The sequence below is a fragment of the Bacillus cereus group sp. MYBK139-1 genome (assembly GCF_051916915.1).
GTDB classification, from domain to species: Bacteria; Bacillota; Bacilli; order Bacillales; family Bacillaceae_G; genus Bacillus_A; species Bacillus_A pacificus.
On the sequence record NZ_JBQAHO010000001.1, the window covers coordinates 553,910 to 572,674 of the forward strand.

The following is an 18,765-nucleotide window of genomic DNA, read 5'->3' on the forward strand; positions in this document are numbered from 1 at the left end:
AAAGAATTATCCAAACGGTAGATGGGAGAGAGAATAAAGAGCCAAATCGTATGAATTGGCTCTTTTATTTATTTGCTATCTCCAATTGTCCCCTTATTTTCTCAGGAATATCCTTTTTAGAAATAATATCGTAAGAATACACATATTTTCCTTTCACATGAATTTTTAAGTAAGTTTTTCTTATAAAATCATTAGGCGTGTTCGTTCCAACTGTATATTCTTTTTCATTACTTAATTCGTCAACAGCTTTTAGTGAGTACATAGCTTTTCCTTTATGATGATAATCTGGAACACCATATCCTTTCGCAACGGCATATACATTTTTTTCTTCAGCAATCGGATTAAATCTGTCTAAATCTCCGCGTAATATGAAAGGTAGTAAGTATATAGGGAGGCCTATTCCTAGTATGCAAATTACAAATTTCTTCATGATCGTTTCTCCTTTTGTCTATTTACATTTTTGAGTATAGAAAAAAGTTCTTATGAATATAGAGGGAAATTCTTTAAGTTTTTCTTAATAAAGTTTAACTTTGTGAAAAAAACTAATTTGAGCATTAAGTTTACGAAATGAATAGCCAAATAACCTATTTTCTTTATTTTTTGATGGTAGGTTATTAGGTTTTATATTGGTATGAGTGAATTAAGAAATAAGTGAGGTTTAGGAAATAGAATGAATTTATCTTATAGTAATAAGAGAATTACCTGAATAAATGATAGTGAGAACAATTAAAGAAAGCATCTAGTGGGGTGCTTTTTTCTTTTGAAACAGAGAATCTCATGGGTCGGTTACATGTAATTTCGTGCTGTGCTTCTAGGTCATTGGAAAATCCAACAATAAAAAAAGAGGGGGAAGGCGTTTTTTATTGAAGTTTGTTAATGATAGATTTTTAACTTGAGAGGGGGATCGTAAAATAGATTATTAATCTCTTTGGTAATTTTTATTTTCCTTATAGTTGGCATATTGTATTAGAAATTTTAAATTTTGAAGGGAGAATCAATAGGTATGGGTAAGAAAAGAAGAATAAGTTATTACTTATCAGTGCAATTTTTACAATAGCAATTCCCTCAGTCTCATATGCGGAGGAAGTAATTTCACCTGAAAATTTTAAGAGTTCTTCAAATTTGTATAAGGCACGGAATACGGAAATTTTGAAAACAAATTTATATCCTAATACATATAATAATCCATTTAACTACCAATTTATTTCAAAATTAAAGGAAGTAAACACAAATATAAAAAAAATAGACAATAGTGATGATGAAAATCCTGTTATATCTACTACTCTTTCATTTATTCGCCATATGAATAGTGAAGATTATAAATCTGCATTTGATTTAACCTCAAGGTCATTACAGAAAATAATATCCGAAGAATGGTTGAAGAGCTATTGGGAGGGACTGCCAGTTCAATTACAAGCAGGTTCTTTTATAGAAATTGGAGAGGTTACACAAAAAGAGACAAATCCTGTTCATACAAATGTGGAGATTCAATTAGTTTTTGAAAAAATGACTGTACCTTTACTAATTAAACTAGATCCATCTGGAAAAATAGACGATTTTCAACTAAGCATGTCGTTTAGTCCTGTTGCTGAGCGTCCATCATATAGTAAGCCTGAATCATTTGTTGATAAAGAAGTAGTAGTTGGAAGTGGTGCATTTCCATTACCAGGAACATTGTCGGTTCCAAAAGGAAATGGTCCTTTTCCAGCGGTTATTCTTGTTCAAGGATCAGGAGCAACTGATCAGGATGAAACAGCGTTTGCTTTAAAACCATTTCGCGATTTAGCTGAAGGTCTTGCATCGAAGGGAATTGCTGTCCTTCGCTATAATAAACGAACGTATGAACATGGGCTGAAAACACAATTCAGTCCCTTCTATACAGTTGATAAAGAGACAACAGATGATGCTCTTCTTGTAACTCAATTTCTTAAAAATGAGCCTCTAATAAATAAGAGTCAAATATATATTCTTGGTCATAGTCAAGGTGGAATGATGCTTCCGAAAATGATTGAAAAAGACCAAAATCAAAATATTGCTGGGGCAATTGTAATGGGTGGACCAGCTCGTACGATTCAAGACGTTGTTTTAGATCAATTTGAGTATCTTTTTTCTATTGGAGCAATGAACCAGGAGCAATATAAATTTTACAAATCGCAATTTGAATTATTAAATGATCCAAATTTCTCTGGTCAGAATCCTCCAAAAGATTTTTACTTAGGATCAGCAGTATTTTGGGATTCTATTCGGAAAATTAAAGCAGCAGAAATATCAAAAGAACAAAAGACACCACTTCTTATTATTCAAGGAGAAAGAGACTATCAAGTTCAATCAAAAATCGAAATTCCTCTTTGGAAAGAACAATTAAAAGAACGAAATAACGTTGATTATCGACTATATCCAAAGTTAAATCATTTCTTTACAGAGGGCGATGGGGAAATAAGTAAACCGGATGAATATTATAGTCCTGCTAATATTCCTGAGTATGTTATAAATGATATTGCTGCTTGGGTGCAAGGCAGATCGCAATTAAATTAGCAACCATATGTTTTAATAAAGACTTTCTTTCTGTAATCAAAATAGAAATATTTTTATTAGGTTATATGTTTTTTTTAGCACTCTTTGAAAAGGAGTGCTTTTTTATTTTTCTATGATTTCTATAAAATAATGGACTTGTCTTCCAAATAAAGCGTTATTTGTAACGCTGTTATCAAAGCAAAGTGCTCGTGACATTTCCTTGATATTCAAAAACATTAATAACCTATCATGTGAAGTTTTTTGAAAATTTAGGTTTAACATCTTTAAAATAGGTGTATTACATATTACATAACAACTAAATAAAAAAATAAAAAATCTAAAGGAGGAAAAATACCATGCATAAGAATGAAAGAAAACCGGTTGTTCATGAATATCAAAATGAACAGGAAGTAGTTATGAAAGTAAAAGAGCTAGAATTGCAAGGGATTCACCAAGATGACATTTATGTCTTAACACATGAAAAACATCTAACAAAAAAGATTGCGGATGATACAAACACAAATACGATCGGAGTAAAAGAACAAGGATTGGGCACAAGTATTATCAACTTTTTCTCCAAAAAAGGGGACGAACTCCGAAATCAAATGGAGGAAATGGGGTTGTCGAAGGAGGAAGCTAATTTATATGAAGAAAAATTAGATCAAGGGAGAATTTTACTTCTAGTAACAGCTGAAACACCAACGGCGAGTGATAGGCAGCCACAAAACTATCATTCTCTCTAATAGATTGCAACATCTGATAAATAGGTCAGGTAATTATTTTAGGTCGTAGCATGGAAGAAAATAAAAGTAGAGAAGGGTGAGAAAAATGAAACATACAATATTTAAATGTGCTGTGATTGGGATTACGACCGGAATCATGGTCTCCTTATTAAAAAAAGAAAATCGGAAAGCTATACAAACGAAAGGAAAAAACGTAAAAGAAAAACTACAAGAAGGGAACATAAAGGAAACATTAGAGAAGGTAACTGAGACAAGTAAACAATTCTCTGTAACGGCAGCTAATGTTGCAAAACAAACATTACCACAACTGCTTACAGCCACACCAGTTGTCATTTCTACCATTAAAGATTTAACAGAAAACGAAAATAACAAAAAGAAAAAAGATGAAAAGGATTACGAAATAAATGAAAATAGTAAGGACTTAGACGGGGAGAAAACGAAAAATGAAAAGAAATATATGAAAGAAGGGAAAGAAGAGAGTGCTTAGATTTAATTCTAAAAAGAGAAAGTGAGGAAAAAAGTATGAAATCTCTGTATGCAATTAATGTAGGAATCGGCTTTACTAAGCGGGCATATCGACAGGATGTAGATTCTGAGGTGACGATTAAGAGTGAAGCTTCCACACTAGCCCCTGTACCTAATCATGCTGAAAGTGAAGATTTAACAAAGGTAAGTTTTATAGACTTAGACTTTGCATACTACATGGGAAATGAAGCGCATCAATCTGACGCTTCATTTCTTCCTCCATTTGACGAAGAAATAGAAAATTATTATGAAAGCGAACAGTTTAAACAACAAATATTTGGTTGCATTGCAAAGGATTATAAAGAAAATGTCGTGTTACCTTTAGTTGTTACCGGGCTTCCCGTTACTTATTTTGGTAGTCAACATGAGCAATTACAACGTGCACTAAAAAAAGAAACTTCCGTACAAATTGATGGGAAATTTATAAATATTACGGTTGAAAATGCTTTGATTCTTCAGCAACCAGTCGCTTTACATGCCTATTTCTTAAAAGAGGGAATTATTCAGGAACGAGATCGTATCTTAATTATTGATGGTGGATTTCGTACATTAGAAATGACAGATATGAAACAGAATGTCATTTTAAATCATTATGAGACGGAACTAGGATGTAGCAAGCCTTTGAAAAATATTAAGAATATCGTGCAGAATCATGCAGGGGAAAGTGATCACTTGCATATTAACGACATGCCAAACATATTAGAAAAAGGATATGGGGATCGAGAAGAAAATCCTCAGACAAGTCAGGTTCATACTTTGATTCAAAAAGAGTTGGATACACACTTCCAAGACGTAATACGTGTATTACAAGAACAATTTAAGTTAGACCAGTATGACACTATTATTTGGACAGGAGGAATAGTAGATCTCCACAAAAAACGAATTGAAAAAATGCAAGATGAAATTTCTTCTTTCCGTATAGTAGACGCTTCGAAAGAGGCTGCACTTCATGGATACTACATGATTGGAAGTCAAGTATTTGACGACATCACCAATCAATCTGCATATGAATCTAAATTATAATAACGACCGGAATGTAGTTCGTTGAATAGACGCGCCAAAGTATGTGGCTTCTTTTCCACATATCAATAAGAAAAGATAAAAAGTACTTGTATAGAGGAAATGTTTAAAATTGAGAATACAAATAACTAATATATAGGAGGTCTTCCTTGTAACAGAAGAAGACCTCCTATATATTAGTTTGTAATTTAGAGGATCTAAAAACTTTTCCTCCAAGACATGAATACCTACATATAAATTTCATATTACGGATATTATTTGATCAAACATAAAACTATTCAGAAAGGAAGAATAATATGGAATGCATAAAAATGCCGAAATGGGATTGGTATCATGTGAAAACTAGTGAACTTGAAAAACTTTCTTCTATAATCCCTCGTGATGTAACATCTTATTTCTCTCAATTTGTAAAAAAAATAAGTTCTCCTTGTGAAAATGGATTATATGTTTATACGTTATCACCAAGTCAAACTTGTGTATATGGTTCGTTTTTATATGATCAAGATAAAAAGGACGCCAAAATCCAAAACTTTCTTCATTATTTCGTAGCTCATGGAATACTGATAACGGTCCAGGAAAAAGAGGAAGAGGATTTCCAAAAATTAATACATAATTTCCCTATGAGTATAAAAAATTGTAATAGTTCCGCTGAAGGAGTATGTGCGATCTTATCAATATTTATATCTCACTATTTACGAAAGGTTGACTACTTTGAAAACAATTTCAGAAATGTGTTATGGGATTTTTATCATCATAATAACATAGCAGTTTTAGAAAGAATTTACCATATTCGTCATGAATTATTTATGAACACACATGTGTTTCGCTTAATACAAGAAGTGTTACAAGGCTTGGAGGAAGCTTGGTTAGAAAACTTAACAAACACCCTTTGCTATAAACAAACACACGTAAAATTAGAGCGTGGATTACAACTCGTTAAAGAATACCAAGAAGAATTAGACACGATGATTCATTTACAAGAAGTTGTTTCTTCTCATCGTGGGAATGAAATTATGAAAGCTCTTACTGTATTAACTGCTGTAAGTACGCCTTTGACGGCTTTAGGAGCATTGTGGGGGATGAATTTTAAATATATGCCTGAACTGGAATGGAAATATAGCTATTTAATCGCTCTCTTATTTATTATTTTTACAACAGGGGGTATGTATTTGTATATGCGAGTCAAAGGATGGACAGGTGATTTATTACGAGTAAAGAAAAAGAAGTCTTTTTTTAAATCTAATTAATCCTGTTTATAAAAAATATGATAGATATATGGTTAGTAATCTTTGTTTAAAAACTATAGCATATACATGGGGACAGACTCATCATCTGAAATTTGTTCGAATCCAATTTAGAATATGGAAAAAGAGAACTTGCGATTAAAAACAAGCTCTCTTTAAAAGAAATAACGTAATTGAGATACTTATATATTAGCAATTGTTTTCTTCTAATTCCATATGTCTTATGTTGAGAAATAAATTATAAGTGGCTTGATCAAGCTAAAATGAATGATTGACATAATATTTTGACGATAATATAATAAATCTCGAATTCAAGATAATTTGTAAAGGATTGGTAATTGCGAGCGTGATTAACGATGAGAGCTTATCTTTAAAGTTATTTGTTATATTATCAAGGGAATTACAGCCAATCACTAAATGTATTGAAAAGGATCTAAAAATTTATGGACTTAATGTAACTGAATTTGCAGTGCTTGAGCTACTATACAGTAAAGCTGATCAGCCTATAAAAAAATTGGGGACAAAATATTACTTGCAAGTTTTTGTATCACGTATGTAGTGGATAGGTTGGAAAAGAAGAGGTGAAACCATGTCCTAAAGACCGCCGTGTCACGTATGCATTAATTATTTCAGAAAGTATTGAATTGGTGACACTAATTTTTCCTCAGCATAAAGAGGGGATTCGGCAAATATTTGGTAATTTGGATTATATTGAGAAAAAATGATAAGTAAACAGTTGAAAAAGTTAGGATATTACGCACAGAAAGTGTAAGTTTTTAGATGTTATTTCTGTTTAGTAATATCCTAATTAAATATAAATTAAATAAATAGGAGGGAAAATTAAGAAATAGTAGTAAATGTATTGTAGTACAAAATAAAGAAATTATGTAATTGCAATTGATATAGTAGGAAAGATAGTTGTTATGCATAACGTATACATATTGTCCTTTTCATTATAAATCTTTCATAAAGCGGAGAGTGGGAGTGGGTATCAAGAATGGAATTACGTCATTTAGAGTACTTTATTCAAGTTTGTAATAATAATAGTTTTACTAAAGCTGCGGAAGTTCTAGGTATTTCACAGCCGACTTTAAGTCAACAAATCCGTGTGTTAGAAGGTGAACTTGATACACCTTTGTTTCATCGAGTTGGAAGAGGTATCAAAATGACAGAAGCGGGTAAGCTGCTATTTGATAAAGGAAAATTTATCATGCAACAATTTGATGACGTTTATAATGAAATTTTTGAATTAAAGGGTGTAAAAAGAGGTGTAATTACTATAGGAGGTTTATTGGAGGACCTCACTTATTTAACACCTTATATTATGAAGTTTCAACAACATTATCCCAACATCGTTGTAAAAATTATAGAATCCGAAGTTGCTGTAAATCAAATCGTTGATAAAAATATTGATATAGGCATCACGCGTAGTGCTCAAATTCCAGACACATTAACAAGTACCCTTTTGTATAGCGAAGAGCTTGTCCTTGTCATTCCAAAAAAACATCCTTTGAATGAAACATCATTTGTTTCTTTTAGAGAATTAGTAGGACTGAGTAGAATAATGGTTTCATGTAGTTGTCGTGAATCTATTAAAATATATTGTGAGAGTTTAGGGTTATCTTTATCTGAAGCAAATATAGAAACAAAATCTTCTATTTCTCTATTGAGCCTTGTATACAATGGTCATGGGGTTGCCATAATACCTCTTTCACTGGTTGATTTTGTTAATAATGATACTTTGAGTATAGTTCGTATTATTGATCCAACACCAAGGCAAGATATTAATCTTATTCACTTTGACGATAAATTTTTAAGTTTTGCAGCACGTATCTTTATGCAGAAGTTAAATAACCATGAAAAGGTATTAGTATAATAATGATTTTAGTGTAACAATTGAAAAAATCTATACGTCTTGAGATGAGACCTATATTAAAGTCAAAGGGTAGTGGATTTATATGTATGGTGTAGTCGATCAAAAGGGGATACCACTGACTTTTAATTAAGGAAAAAAGGACGGACTTTACAAGAAGAGAAGGCTGTCAAAAACAAGTCAAGTTAATCAATCAACTCTTCGCTCTTATCGTATAGTCCCATTATGGATATACATTGCTATTTTGAATCTACATATCCTTATTGTAGAAAGAAAACCACCGGCATTATACCGGTGGTTTTGACTTAGAAAGCAAAGCAAGTACAACCAATACCCCATTTAGTTCCATCTTTTCCTATTACGGTATGAGTGTGTTGATGGAGAGGATTACTGCAACTATGTAACTTATTATCATGGGAATTGTGAGAAAGTATAGTGTGGGCTAGGTTAGCGCCACCATAACCATAAACTCCTGTCGGTGACCAATCAGGTGATGCTGGCGGCAATTCAGGTGATAAATTTTTAAATTCATCATTTCCATAAACAACCTGCCCGCCCATAATTGTGAGTAATGATTCAAGGTCTTTAATTTCTTCTTCTGGCATAGTAAAGTAGTCAGCAGACAATACAGCAATATCAGCAAATTGACCTACTGCAAGGGTTCCTTTTTTACTTTCATCACCAGAGAACCACGCACTTCCTTTTGAATATAATTCCAGAGCTACTTTTCTATCAAGTTTATTTTTTTCATCGTATATGGAAAGCCCACCAATGGTTTTTCCGGCAACCATCCAGTAAAGAGCAACCCAAGGGTTATAGCTGGAAACCCTAGTTGCATCACTACCGGCGCCAACAGGTATACCTAGGTCTAACATACGATAAATCGGAGGAGTACGCTTTGCAGCTTCCTTTCCGTATAAATCAACAAAGTATTCACCTTGAAAAGCCATGCGGTCTTGGATGGCAATACCGCCATTTAAAGCCTTAACACGTTCCATACTACGATCTGAGATAGTTTCTGCATGGTCAAACCACCATCGTAGACCATTAAAAGGAATTTCTTTGTTGACTTCCTCAAATACATTTAAGAAACGTGTGATTGACTCGTCATAAGTTGCATGTAAACGGAATGGCCAACGGTTTTCCACCAATAAAGAAATTACTTTCTTTAAGTCAGCTTCCATCATCGTAGCTAGTTCGGGCCGTGGCATTTGAAATTTTTCAAAATCAGCTGCAGAGAATACTAACATTTCTCCGGCACCATTCATCTTATACTTATCATTTCCTTGACCTGGAGAAACAATTTTTGCCCATGAAGCAAAGTCTTCATATTCATGATTAGGATTTTGCGTAAATAGATTATAAGCAATACGTAAAGTTAATTGTTCCTTCTCGGCTAAATGTTCAACAACTCTGTAGTCGTCAGGGTAATTTTGGAAACCGCCACCTGCGTCAATGGCACTTGTAATACCTAATCTATTTAATTCGCGCATAAAATGGCGAGTTGAGTTAATCTGGTCGTCAAAATTAAGTATGGGAGCTTTACCCAAACTTGAATAAAGAATAGAAGCGTTAGGATTCGCAATTAAAAGGCCCGTTGGATTACCTCGTTTATCCCGCTCAATTAAACAACCTGGAGGGTCTGGGGTATCTTTTGTGTATCCGAGTGCACGCAGCCCTGCACGATTTACAAGTGCTCTATCGTAAAGATGTAGCACAAAGACAGGTGTGTCTTCAGAAACAGCATTAATCTCTTCCAAAGTTGGCATCCGTCTCTCTTTAAATTGAAATTCAGACCAACCTCCAACTACTCTTACCCACTGAGGAGCAGGAGTACGCCTTGCCTGCTCTTTGAGCATTTCGAGAGCAATGGTAATTGAAGGCACACCTTCCCATCGTAATTCCATATTATAATGAAGACCGCCACGAATAACGTGTATATGAGAGTCATTCAGGCCTGGAATAGCTCTTTTTCTTTTAAGGTCTATTTTTTTTGTTTTTTCTGTGGCACTATTAAGAAGATCATCTCCACCTACTGCAGTTATTAAACCATCAGTTATGGCGATAGCAGATACCTCAGGTTGAGAGGGATCAAGAGTAGTGATTTTTCCGTTATATAAGATTATATCCGGTACATTCATATTCACACCTCGTCTACTTCCTATTATTTTGTAACCATGGATGAAATAATTTACCGAAAATCGGCATAACTACCCATGATAGCAAGGACACTATACATACAGAAACGAAAAAAGCGGACATAATAGGATTCATATGTTTTATAATAGGTCCTATCAATTTAGGAACTAACATGCTAAGAGGCCATACACCCAGAAGGGTAACGATAGACATTTTCCATTTTGGCGGTGGAACTGGCGTTTTCGGAGTAACAAACCAATAAGCCAAACTGCTTTCAGTTTTGTAAGTTGGATTAGTAGCCTGAAATTGTTCTGCTGTTTTTAACAAATTTCGGCGAACATCTGATTGTTGCCAAGCACGTAGATGCTCATACGTATCAAAGCGAAAAATAACAGTATACTCTCTGGATTCGTTATTGGGGACTATTAGATTTACACCTAAATGCCCTGGGAATTTAGTAGCGGCAGCTTCGATTTCATGTCTCCATGTTTCAAACTGTTTTTCTTTCCCTTGTTGAATTTCCCATGTAACAATTGTTGTTACTGGATCAGTAGCATCCATTGTTTTCTCTGTATGAGTCTCTTCGACAGTTACTCCTTCTTGTTTCATATTTTTCTGCTTGGAAGCGCGCCATGCACCATAGTATATGCGTATTCTACACCTTGACCATAAGCACCAGTGTGTTCCTTTACAATCTCCATTACAGCATCATAAGTGTCTTTGTGTGCCCAGTCACGTTGGTATTCAAGTAAAACTTGAATGGCTGTCACTGGAATTGCACCAGCTTGTTCTACACGACGCATAGCAGCGTTATGTGCTGTCAAACTAGTACCACCTGAAGCATCATCAACTGCATATACCTCATAGCCAGCTTTAATTGCTTCAAGCACAGGGAATGCAAGGCAAACTTCAGTCCAAAGTGCTGCAAATATTAATTTCTTTCTACCGGTTGCTTTAACTGCCTCAACAAATTTCGGATCTTCCCAAGAGTTCATTGAACTACGTTCTATAATTTCATGGTTTGGGAATATATCAAGAATTTGTGGCCAAAAATAACCAGAAAAGCTACGTGTTTCAACTGTAGTAAGAATAGTAGGTACGTTAAAAGTTTTTGCTGATTTAGCAAGTAGCATAACGTTATTAATCAATGTTTGTCTATCAATACTTGCAACTCCAAAAGTCATTTGAGGTTGAAAATCAATCAAAATTAAGGCACTGTTCTCCGGATTTAACAATTCTAAATTACTCATAATAAAACGCTCCTTTTTCAATTGTTTATTGAAAGTAATGTATCTTCTGTCAATTGAAGCTCTACTATACTTTTTAATTTAAATTTAGTGCTGATTTAATCAGCACTAAATTTATACTATCTACTTTAAAAAAGGTGATTTAAAGCTATTTCCTTGAGATACATTTATGCATTTTGTTTACTAAGATCTCGCTGAGCTCCTCTATAGCTTCCAATTATATTTTGATAGCCTGGAAGATTGCTAGCAAGCAAATTGCCAAAACCTTCGACATCGTTGCGCCAATCGCGTTGTAATTCGCAAGCTACGCTAAACCAGTTCATAAGTTGCACACCACTATGTGCCATACGTGTATTGGCAGCATCTGCAACTTGTTTACTGAAAGTTCCTGAAGCATCAGTAACAGCAAATACTTCATATCCAGCTTTTATAGCGGAAAGTGCCGGGAAAGCAACACAAACGTCCGTAACTACGCCTGCGATGATAAGTTGTTTTTTTCCAGTTTCTTCGATTGCTTTTACAAAATTATCATTATCCCATGCGTTAATTTGTCCAGGTCGAGCTATTTTTGGTGCATGAGGAAAGAGATCAACCAATTCTTGCATTAAAGGTCCATTAGGCCCGTTTTCAAAACTTGTTGTTAAAATAACTGGTAAATTAAAAAACTTAGCAGTATGAGCAAGAGCTAAAACATTGTTCTTGAATTCATCAACACCATAGTCACGTACTAGTCCGGACATAAGACCAGTTTGATGATCTACTAAAAGCACGATAGCATCATCTTTGTTAATACGAGAATAGAGATCAGTCATTATGTATTCCTCCTAAAAATTAAGTAATCGAAGAAAGTTTAAATAGTCGAATACTATCATAAATTTCTTCGTTTATAACTAAGCTCACCAATAATATTGGTTATAGCAGCATTCACGGAACATGAAGCGCTATACAAATTTATAGTATTTGAAAACTGATCCATTAATCAATTCTGAATTATCTATAATTTGTATAGTTCGTAACTATAGTTGTTTTTACTGTAAAATAGATTGATTTTACCTATACATTCTATAGATAGAATGATATTGATAGTCACCTATTTTTGTTATTAGAATTGAACAGGAGGAGTGTTCAGCAAATACTTCGTGATGAAAAAGGTAGGAGATGGGGAATCGTCCATAAACAGAAAATGAATGCATCGAAACAGTAGAGTTTCATACATAGAGTTCACAATATAAATGGGCATAAATAGGTTATGAGATTTATCCTGATTATTGAAGAAAAGGATACATATTAAAGGAGGTAGGACAATGGCAAAAATTACTGTAGGAACCGAAAATCAAGCACCAATTGAGATATATTATGAGGATCATGGCACAGGAAAACCAGTTGTACTCATTCATGGTTGGCCGTTAAGTGGTCGATCTTGGGAATACCAAGTTCCCGCTCTTGTTGAGGCTGGATACAGAGTTATAACATATGATCGTCGAGGATTTGGACAATCATCTCAGCCGTGGGAAGGGTATGAATATGATACCTTTACTTCTGATTTACATCAATTATTAGAACATTTAGAGCTTCAAAATGTCACACTTGTTGGTTTTTCTATGGGTGGAGGCGAAGTAGCCCGGTATATTAGTACGTATGGAACAGATCGTATTGAAAAGGCTGTTTTTGCTGGGGCAGTTCCTCCATATTTATACAAATCAGAGAATCATCCTGAAGGGGCGTTAGATGATGCAACAATTGAAGCATTCAAAAGTGGTGTGATAAATGACCGCCTTGCATTTCTTGATGAATTTACTAAGGGATTTTTCGCGGCTGGTGATCGAACAGATTTAGTTAGTGAGCCATTCCGTTTATATAATTGGGATATTGCAGCCGGTGCATCACCTAAAGGAACGCTTGATTGTATTACCGCCTTTAGTAAGACAGATTTTAGAAAAGACTTGGAGAAGTTTAATATACCTACTCTTATTATTCACGGAGACTCTGATGCAACTGTACCATTTGAATATAGTGGGAAATTAACACATGAAGCAATTCCTAATTCTAAAGTATCGTTAATAAAGGGTGGTCCACATGGGCTAAATGCAACGCATCCTAAAGAATTTAATGAAGCACTCCTATTATTTTTAAAGGACTGATTACAACTATATAATTGTTAATTGATAAATTATAAACAAGTAAAAATAAAGCTTTATAAAAGATGCTCTTGGATAAATCCAGGAGCATCTTTTTGAATGCGGCGTAGTGCACCACTGTAACCAATTTAAAGAATTGAAATCTTCCATAACGAAATTTTTATTCATTTTTAAATGGTGATATTGAGTTAGGTTTATAAATATCCATTAGTTTTGGATTGAATATGCTTCTTAACAGCTAACATGTATGGATTAGAGTTTTTTAGTCTCTTAGAAGCATTGTTATATTACTATCAAGATAATATTTTGAATAATTCTCAAAACAAAGAAATGTACATGTTCTTGTTTGTGTAGTGAAGTTTCTTAAGTTGAGAGAGGGCCTTTATATCCTAATCCAAAAGTGTAGACTACCACCTACGAATAATCATCTCCACTTAAAATTGTTGTTTTACATCTTCAAATTTTTGAAGAAGAAGTGTTTTGTTGGAAAATGATAAAATCTTATTAATTTTTATAATTAGTAGAATTTTTATAGAAATAATCCTCTTAATATATTAAAATAACATTGTATTATGTAAGATTTTAATTAGGGGAGAGAAATTTTATGTTGAAAAAAATCATTCCAGTTGCTTTAGCATTAAGTACAGTTACTTTTACTAGTGTATTCGCTGTGCCTTCAGCCCAAGCAAGTACAGAACCAAACCGCTACATAGATGTACAAATGCTCGGTATTAACGATTTTCATGGGCAACTAGACACAGTAAAAAAAATTAACAATAAAGATGCAGGGGGAATCGAGTACTTAGGGGCTTATTTACGTGATCGTGAAAAACAAAATCCGAATACATTAAAAGTACATGCTGGCGATGTTGTTGGAGCAAGTACTCCTGTTTCAGCATTATTACAAGACGAACCTACCATTGAATTTCTAAATGATTTGAAATTCGATGTTGGGACTATAGGAAATCATGAATTTGATGAAGGTGTTGAAGAAATGAACCGCCTTATTTATGGTGGATACCATGAGAAAACAGGGAAATTTAAAGGTGCAAAATTCCCATATGTTGCCGCAAATTTCTATAATAAATCTACTGGTCGTTTATTTTTACCACCATTCACTATAAAAAAGGTACAAGGAGTTCCTGTTGGATTTATCGGAGTCGTAACAACGGATGTGCCTAACCTTGTTATGCCTACTATGCTAAAGAATGTAGAAATTACAGATGAAGTTGAAGCTATTAACAAATCCGTAAAGCAATTAAAAAAACTAGGTGTTAAATCTATCGTTGTTCTTGCACATAACGGGGGGACAACAGATGGGAACGGCGTAACAAATGGTGATATCGTCCGATTAGCAAATGAGACTGATCCAGAAGTCGATGTTATTTTTGGTGGGCATAGCCACACTTATGTAAATGGAACTGTTAATAATAAACTTGTCGTACAAGCAAATTCTTACGGTATGGCTTTTGCTGATGTTGATGTAAAGATTGATCGTAAAACACAAGATATTGTTGAGAAAAAAGCAGAAATTGTTACAACTTACCATGAAGGCATGGAGCCTGATAAAAAAATAAAGAAGAAGATGGAGAAATATCAAGCAAAAATCGCACCTCTTGTTAATGAAGTTGTAGGTAAGTCTATTGCTCCGCTAGATCGCAAACTAAATACGGCTGGTGAATCTACTCTTGGAAATTTAGTTGCTGATGCCCAGCGTGCAACAATGCAATCTCAAATTGCACTTATGAATCCTGGTGGTATTCGTAATGACTTAGATGCTGGTGATATTACATGGGGAGAGATATATGGTATTCAACCATTCGGAAATCAATTAATAAAAGTAAATTTAACGGGTCAAGATATTCGTGATATTTTAAATCAACAATGGCAAAAAGACATAACAAGAATGCTTCAAATTTCAGGGATCCAATACAATTGGGATGCAAACAAACCTAATGGAGAAAAAGTAACAAGTATTCGCCTAACAAATGGAGAAGAAATTATTCCTTCTAAAACTTACAGCGTCGTTGCGAACGCATTTCTAGCTTCAGGTGGAGATGGATTTGTATCCTTTAAAAACGGGAAAGATGCTGAAACAGGACCAACTGATTTTGAAGCATTAGTAGATTATATAAAAAAATCAAAAGAACCAATTCAGTCTGTTATTGATGGAAGAATTCAAAAAATAAATTAGTTTTTTATTAATCTCAAAAACAAACAGATTACCTGTACGCTATACTTTTTCGTGTGCAGGTAATCTATTTTTTGTGGGTTTGAAATAAATCTTACCGTGGTCAATGGATATACCGTCTAGATGCAGAGTGTAGAAAAAAAGTGAAGTAAACCAAAGTTGATATCCTGAACGTACAGGGAGTCTTTGTTTGAAAAAACGGGACATAGCAAACATAAAACAGGCTTAACAATGGATGAAAGAAAATGTGCATTGGGCAGGGTACATCATTCGTTATTCAAAGGGAAATATAACTGGTTATGTGTATGAGCCTTGGCATATTCACGCTATATAGGAGAGGTTGCTGAAAAAATATATAAGGAAAAACTAACTTTAGAGGAATATATGGGATAAGCAAGCCACAGTGAATTGAGAATCTGTATTTTTGTTTAGAGAATAGTATTTTATAAAATAGTAGAGTACTTTACTTTAATAGATTCAAAAACTACCTATCTAAAAATTTGATAGGTAGTTTTTTTACTTTTGGGCACAAAGTGAAATCATTTTATTATGTTCACACATATAGAAAATGTAATTACCCTAAACACCAATCATTGCCCCTCATTATTAGCGATAGGATAGCTGCTTAAGGACAAAAAAGAATTGGCTAACTTTTGTGCAAAATGTAATGGGGGCTCTATCGACTGGATATGAATATACATAATTAAGGGATTCATGTACAGCCAGTGATTATGTAAAGCACTTACAATAATTCCTTGTTGTACAATTGATTTCATAAATGCAGGAATCTCTTCTTGTAGAATAGCAATTTCGCCTAAATTTAATGCATTACCATTTTGATCCAACGATTCAAAACTTACTCCGACGGGTACTACATAGGTACTTTGTTTTCCTTGTACAAGTACTCTAAAATCGCGGTGAAAAGACACCGAACAACCACCTTGACTTATTTTACTTTTCCCTTTAAGTATTGTAGCAAATTGTTCGCAAATGAAATTAAAGTTGTGCATAAATTCAATTCCTTTCTCGTACAAAATTATGTAATTAGAGATTCGATTAGAGAAAATTGTTGGCTTTTTTTAAAATTCAAAAAAAGGCTATAATTTTAATGTATCCGATGTATTCAATTTATGATTCATGATAGTCTGTTCGAGATATTGTTATAAAAAAGCACTGCTAAATAGTACTATTTTTCGAAATAAGTCTTTCTTATATAGGTATCTTGCTACTATGAAAATATCTATTTACATACAAGCCTTTTTGAATACCAAAGAATGGTCCCTAAAATACCGTGCTTATTCACGAAGAATGAAGTTGTTTCTCCTTTTATCTATTTACATTTTTAAGTACTGAAAAAGTTCTCAAGAATAGAGGGAAGATTTTTATAATTTTTCTTGAATGTAATAACGGTTATTTTAACCAAAATTTTCATAGAAATACCTTTAAAAAGAACGTAGGTTCGTATATAATAAGAACAAACGTTCTTTGTTAGGAGTGATAACCTTGTATGATTATTCTCTTTTACCGAATCGTATTATTCTTTGTGTAGATCTTCGTAGCTTTTATGCAAACGTGTCATGTATTAAAAAAGGACTTGATCCACGATATACAAAATTGGCTGTTGTAGGAGATGTAAACAGGAGTGGGTCCATTGTATTAGCGGCAACACCGCCACTTAAAGTGTTAGGAGTTAAGAAAATGGCAAGGTTGTACGAAATACCGAAGCGGCCAGATATTATTATTGTGAATCCAATTATGCATACGTATATGAAATGTTCGACTTACATAACCAGTTTAGCTTTACAGTATGTTGCGCCGGAAGATTTTCATCAATATAGTATCGATGAGTTTTTCATGGATATGACCGCGAGTATTCATTTGTTTGCGAGTAATCCGCGTGAGTTTGCATTAAAGTTTAAAAGAGAAATATATGAACGTACACGGATTGAAAGTACGATTGGTATTGGTCCAAATTTATTATTGAGTAAGGTAGCGATGGATGTTGAGGCGAAAAAGAATAGGGATGGAATAGTGCAGTGGACGTATGACGATATACCCGAGAAGTTATGGAGCATTAGACCGCTCAGTAAATTTTGGGGTATATCGTATAAAACAGAAATGAAATTGAATCGAAAAGGTATACATACGATTGGAAATTTAGCGCAGTATCCTTTGAAATATTTAAAGCAATCATTCGGTGTAATAGGGGAAGAATTACATCTACATAGTAACGGAATTGATTTTAGCAGAATAGCAGAAAAATACGTTCCAGCAACAACATCTATAGCGAAAAGCCAAATATTATTTCGTGATTATTCGATAGAAGAGTTCATCGTTATTTTATTAGAGCATGTAGAAGAAGTTTGCTACAGATTGAGAAGAGAAAAGAAATATGCGCAAACGATTCATTTTTCAGTTGGATACAGTAAGGAATATGGAGGGGGAATAAAAAAGGCACATACATTAAATAGAGCAACAAATTTAACGATGGATATTTATAATGTTTGTACCTATTTTTTATACGAGCGACATACAGGAGAACCAATTCGATCGGTAAGCCTTTCCTTAACAAATCTAATAAATGAAGGGGAAGAGCAAATTTCGCTTTTCGATAACATTATACAAAGAGAAAAAGAAATGCGATTAACGAAAGTTATGGACGAAATTCGAACACGATTTGGTAAGAACAGTATTTTACGTGGAATTTCTTACACAAGCGTCGCAACAGCAAGATATAGAAACACGTTATTAGGAGGACATAAATCGTGATGAATGCTAATATGCCAAAAGGAAGAGAGATGGTAAAGTGGCAACCGTTTGCCAGTATGCCAGAGCAGTTCGTTTGTATTAAAGAAATGATACAGGAGCAAACAAAAATCCCTCGTCCAATTTTAACGCAAGATGCAAAAGAAAGGATTGAGAATAAGCTGTTAATTTCATATTTAGGTGAAGAAGAGGTTTTACTTACATATTATAAAAATGGCTATCTATATAAAAATTACATAACAGTAGCTGATATAAATCCATTAAATAAGACGATTACTTGTACTGATGCTTTTCGTAATCAAAGAATCTTTAAGTTTAGGGATGTAATGGAAGTGGATTAGAGTATCTTTCTATGCAGTAGGGTA

Annotated in this window: 16 protein-coding genes and 2 pseudogenes; 12 read left to right on the forward strand and 6 right to left on the reverse strand. The window is 33.8% G+C overall.

Annotated elements, in window-relative coordinates; genetic code table 11:
* Positions 1-64: 64 nt before the first annotated feature.
* Positions 65-430: a YxeA family protein gene (locus ACTFRS_RS02775; RefSeq protein WP_087965135.1), complete on the reverse strand. Its 366-nt coding sequence runs from the start codon at positions 428-430 to the stop codon at positions 65-67.
* 605 nt (positions 431-1,035) lie between these two features.
* On the opposite strand from ACTFRS_RS02775, the gene ACTFRS_RS02780 reads away from it, so the two are divergent.
* From ACTFRS_RS02780 to ACTFRS_RS02810, 7 genes and pseudogenes are all read left to right on the forward strand, one after another.
* The gene (locus tag ACTFRS_RS02780; protein WP_440024614.1) at positions 1,036-2,535 is read left to right on the forward strand and encodes an alpha/beta hydrolase; all 1,500 of its coding nucleotides are present in this window, start codon (positions 1,036-1,038) and stop codon (positions 2,533-2,535) included.
* Between the two features lie 335 nt (positions 2,536-2,870).
* The gene (locus ACTFRS_RS02785; RefSeq protein ID WP_098225008.1) at positions 2,871-3,257 is read left to right on the forward strand and encodes a general stress protein; all 387 of its coding nucleotides are present in this window, start codon (positions 2,871-2,873) and stop codon (positions 3,255-3,257) included.
* Between the two features lie 85 nt (positions 3,258-3,342).
* Complete coding sequence (locus tag ACTFRS_RS02790; protein ID WP_440024325.1) at positions 3,343-3,744, forward strand: peptidase U61; 402 nt, start codon at positions 3,343-3,345, stop codon at positions 3,742-3,744.
* 35 nt (positions 3,745-3,779) lie between these two features.
* Positions 3,780-4,805 (forward strand): ParM/StbA family protein, encoded by a 1,026-nt coding sequence (locus tag ACTFRS_RS02795; protein WP_440024323.1) that lies wholly within the window; start codon positions 3,780-3,782, stop codon positions 4,803-4,805.
* Positions 4,806-5,098: 293 nt separating this feature from the next.
* Positions 5,099-6,049: a magnesium transporter CorA family protein gene (locus ACTFRS_RS02800; protein WP_000388884.1), complete on the forward strand. Its 951-nt coding sequence runs from the start codon at positions 5,099-5,101 to the stop codon at positions 6,047-6,049.
* A 343-nt stretch (positions 6,050-6,392) separates the two neighbouring features.
* Positions 6,393-6,818 (forward strand): annotated as a pseudogene (locus ACTFRS_RS02805) (MarR family winged helix-turn-helix transcriptional regulator).
* Positions 6,819-7,043: 225 nt separating this feature from the next.
* Positions 7,044-7,922: a LysR family transcriptional regulator gene (locus ACTFRS_RS02810; protein ID WP_440024321.1), complete on the forward strand. Its 879-nt coding sequence runs from the start codon at positions 7,044-7,046 to the stop codon at positions 7,920-7,922.
* 302 nt (positions 7,923-8,224) lie between these two features.
* Here the strand turns inward: ACTFRS_RS02810 and ACTFRS_RS02815 are convergent, their stop codons facing one another.
* The 4 genes from ACTFRS_RS02815 to ycaC all read right to left on the reverse strand — a co-directional run bounded on the left by ACTFRS_RS02815 (position 8,225) and on the right by ycaC (position 12,117).
* The gene (locus ACTFRS_RS02815) at positions 8,225-10,060 is read right to left on the reverse strand and encodes an amidohydrolase (protein ID WP_439194831.1); all 1,836 of its coding nucleotides are present in this window, start codon (positions 10,058-10,060) and stop codon (positions 8,225-8,227) included.
* Between the two features lie 13 nt (positions 10,061-10,073).
* Entirely contained in the window at positions 10,074-10,667 is a 594-nt protein-coding gene (locus tag ACTFRS_RS02820; protein WP_440024319.1) for an antibiotic biosynthesis monooxygenase, read from the reverse strand.
* Positions 10,664-11,308: a hydrolase gene (locus ACTFRS_RS02825; protein ID WP_000067162.1), complete on the reverse strand. Its 645-nt coding sequence runs from the start codon at positions 11,306-11,308 to the stop codon at positions 10,664-10,666. Before ACTFRS_RS02825 ends, ACTFRS_RS02820 begins: the two co-directional genes overlap by 4 nt.
* Before the next feature lie 164 nt (positions 11,309-11,472).
* Positions 11,473-12,117, reverse strand: coding sequence for an isochorismate family cysteine hydrolase YcaC (ycaC, locus tag ACTFRS_RS02830; protein ID WP_440024317.1), 645 nt, complete (start codon positions 12,115-12,117; stop codon positions 11,473-11,475).
* A gap of 492 nt (positions 12,118-12,609) precedes the next feature.
* On the opposite strand from ycaC, the gene ACTFRS_RS02835 reads away from it, so the two are divergent.
* The 3 genes and pseudogenes from ACTFRS_RS02835 to ACTFRS_RS02845 form a co-directional block, all read left to right on the forward strand.
* Positions 12,610-13,446 (forward strand): bromoperoxidase, encoded by an 837-nt coding sequence (locus ACTFRS_RS02835; protein ID WP_440024315.1) that lies wholly within the window; start codon positions 12,610-12,612, stop codon positions 13,444-13,446.
* Positions 13,447-14,047: 601 nt separating this feature from the next.
* Positions 14,048-15,637 carry a bifunctional metallophosphatase/5'-nucleotidase gene (locus ACTFRS_RS02840; RefSeq protein WP_440024313.1) on the forward strand — a complete coding sequence of 530 codons (1,590 nt, stop codon included), beginning with the start codon at positions 14,048-14,050 and terminating at the stop codon, positions 15,635-15,637.
* Between the two features lie 226 nt (positions 15,638-15,863).
* Positions 15,864-16,027 (forward strand): annotated as a pseudogene (locus tag ACTFRS_RS02845) (D-alanyl-D-alanine carboxypeptidase family protein); the annotation flags it as partial.
* Between the two features lie 197 nt (positions 16,028-16,224).
* On the opposite strand, the gene ACTFRS_RS02850 reads toward ACTFRS_RS02845, so the two are convergent.
* The gene (locus tag ACTFRS_RS02850; RefSeq protein ID WP_000551409.1) at positions 16,225-16,644 is read right to left on the reverse strand and encodes a DUF1259 domain-containing protein; all 420 of its coding nucleotides are present in this window, start codon (positions 16,642-16,644) and stop codon (positions 16,225-16,227) included.
* Between the two features lie 493 nt (positions 16,645-17,137).
* Between ACTFRS_RS02850 and ACTFRS_RS02855 the strand changes: the two genes are divergently transcribed.
* Together ACTFRS_RS02855 and ACTFRS_RS02860 are read left to right on the forward strand one after the other, a co-directional pair.
* Positions 17,138-18,403: a Y-family DNA polymerase gene (locus tag ACTFRS_RS02855; protein ID WP_440024311.1), complete on the forward strand. Its 1,266-nt coding sequence runs from the start codon at positions 17,138-17,140 to the stop codon at positions 18,401-18,403.
* Entirely contained in the window at positions 18,400-18,741 is a 342-nt protein-coding gene (locus ACTFRS_RS02860; protein WP_000980464.1) for a YolD-like family protein, read from the forward strand. The genes ACTFRS_RS02855 and ACTFRS_RS02860 overlap by 4 nt, the downstream gene beginning before the upstream one ends.
* The last annotated feature ends 24 nt before the right edge of the window (positions 18,742-18,765 follow it).

Bases quoted from the DNA above. Each gene is read 5' to 3' on its own strand.
- ACTFRS_RS02775 (WP_087965135.1), bottom strand. From the start codon at position 430: ATGAAGAAATTTGTAATTTGCATACTAGGAATAGGCCTCCCTATATAC.
- ACTFRS_RS02785 (WP_098225008.1), top strand. From the start codon at position 2,871: ATGCATAAGAATGAAAGAAAACCGGTTGTTCATGAATATCAAAATGAA.
- ACTFRS_RS02790 (WP_440024325.1), top strand. From the start codon at position 3,343: ATGAAACATACAATATTTAAATGTGCTGTGATTGGGATTACGACCGGA.
- ACTFRS_RS02795 (WP_440024323.1), top strand. From the start codon at position 3,780: ATGAAATCTCTGTATGCAATTAATGTAGGAATCGGCTTTACTAAGCGG.
- ACTFRS_RS02800 (WP_000388884.1), top strand. From the start codon at position 5,099: ATGGAATGCATAAAAATGCCGAAATGGGATTGGTATCATGTGAAAACT.
- ACTFRS_RS02810 (WP_440024321.1), top strand. From the start codon at position 7,044: ATGGAATTACGTCATTTAGAGTACTTTATTCAAGTTTGTAATAATAAT.
- ACTFRS_RS02815 (WP_439194831.1), bottom strand. From the start codon at position 10,060: ATGAATGTACCGGATATAATCTTATATAACGGAAAAATCACTACTCTT.
- ACTFRS_RS02820 (WP_440024319.1), bottom strand. From the start codon at position 10,667: ATGAAACAAGAAGGAGTAACTGTCGAAGAGACTCATACAGAGAAAACA.
- ACTFRS_RS02825 (WP_000067162.1), bottom strand. From the start codon at position 11,308: ATGAGTAATTTAGAATTGTTAAATCCGGAGAACAGTGCCTTAATTTTG.
- ycaC (WP_440024317.1), bottom strand. From the start codon at position 12,117: ATGACTGATCTCTATTCTCGTATTAACAAAGATGATGCTATCGTGCTT.
- ACTFRS_RS02835 (WP_440024315.1), top strand. From the start codon at position 12,610: ATGGCAAAAATTACTGTAGGAACCGAAAATCAAGCACCAATTGAGATA.
- ACTFRS_RS02840 (WP_440024313.1), top strand. From the start codon at position 14,048: ATGTTGAAAAAAATCATTCCAGTTGCTTTAGCATTAAGTACAGTTACT.
- ACTFRS_RS02850 (WP_000551409.1), bottom strand. From the start codon at position 16,644: ATGCACAACTTTAATTTCATTTGCGAACAATTTGCTACAATACTTAAA.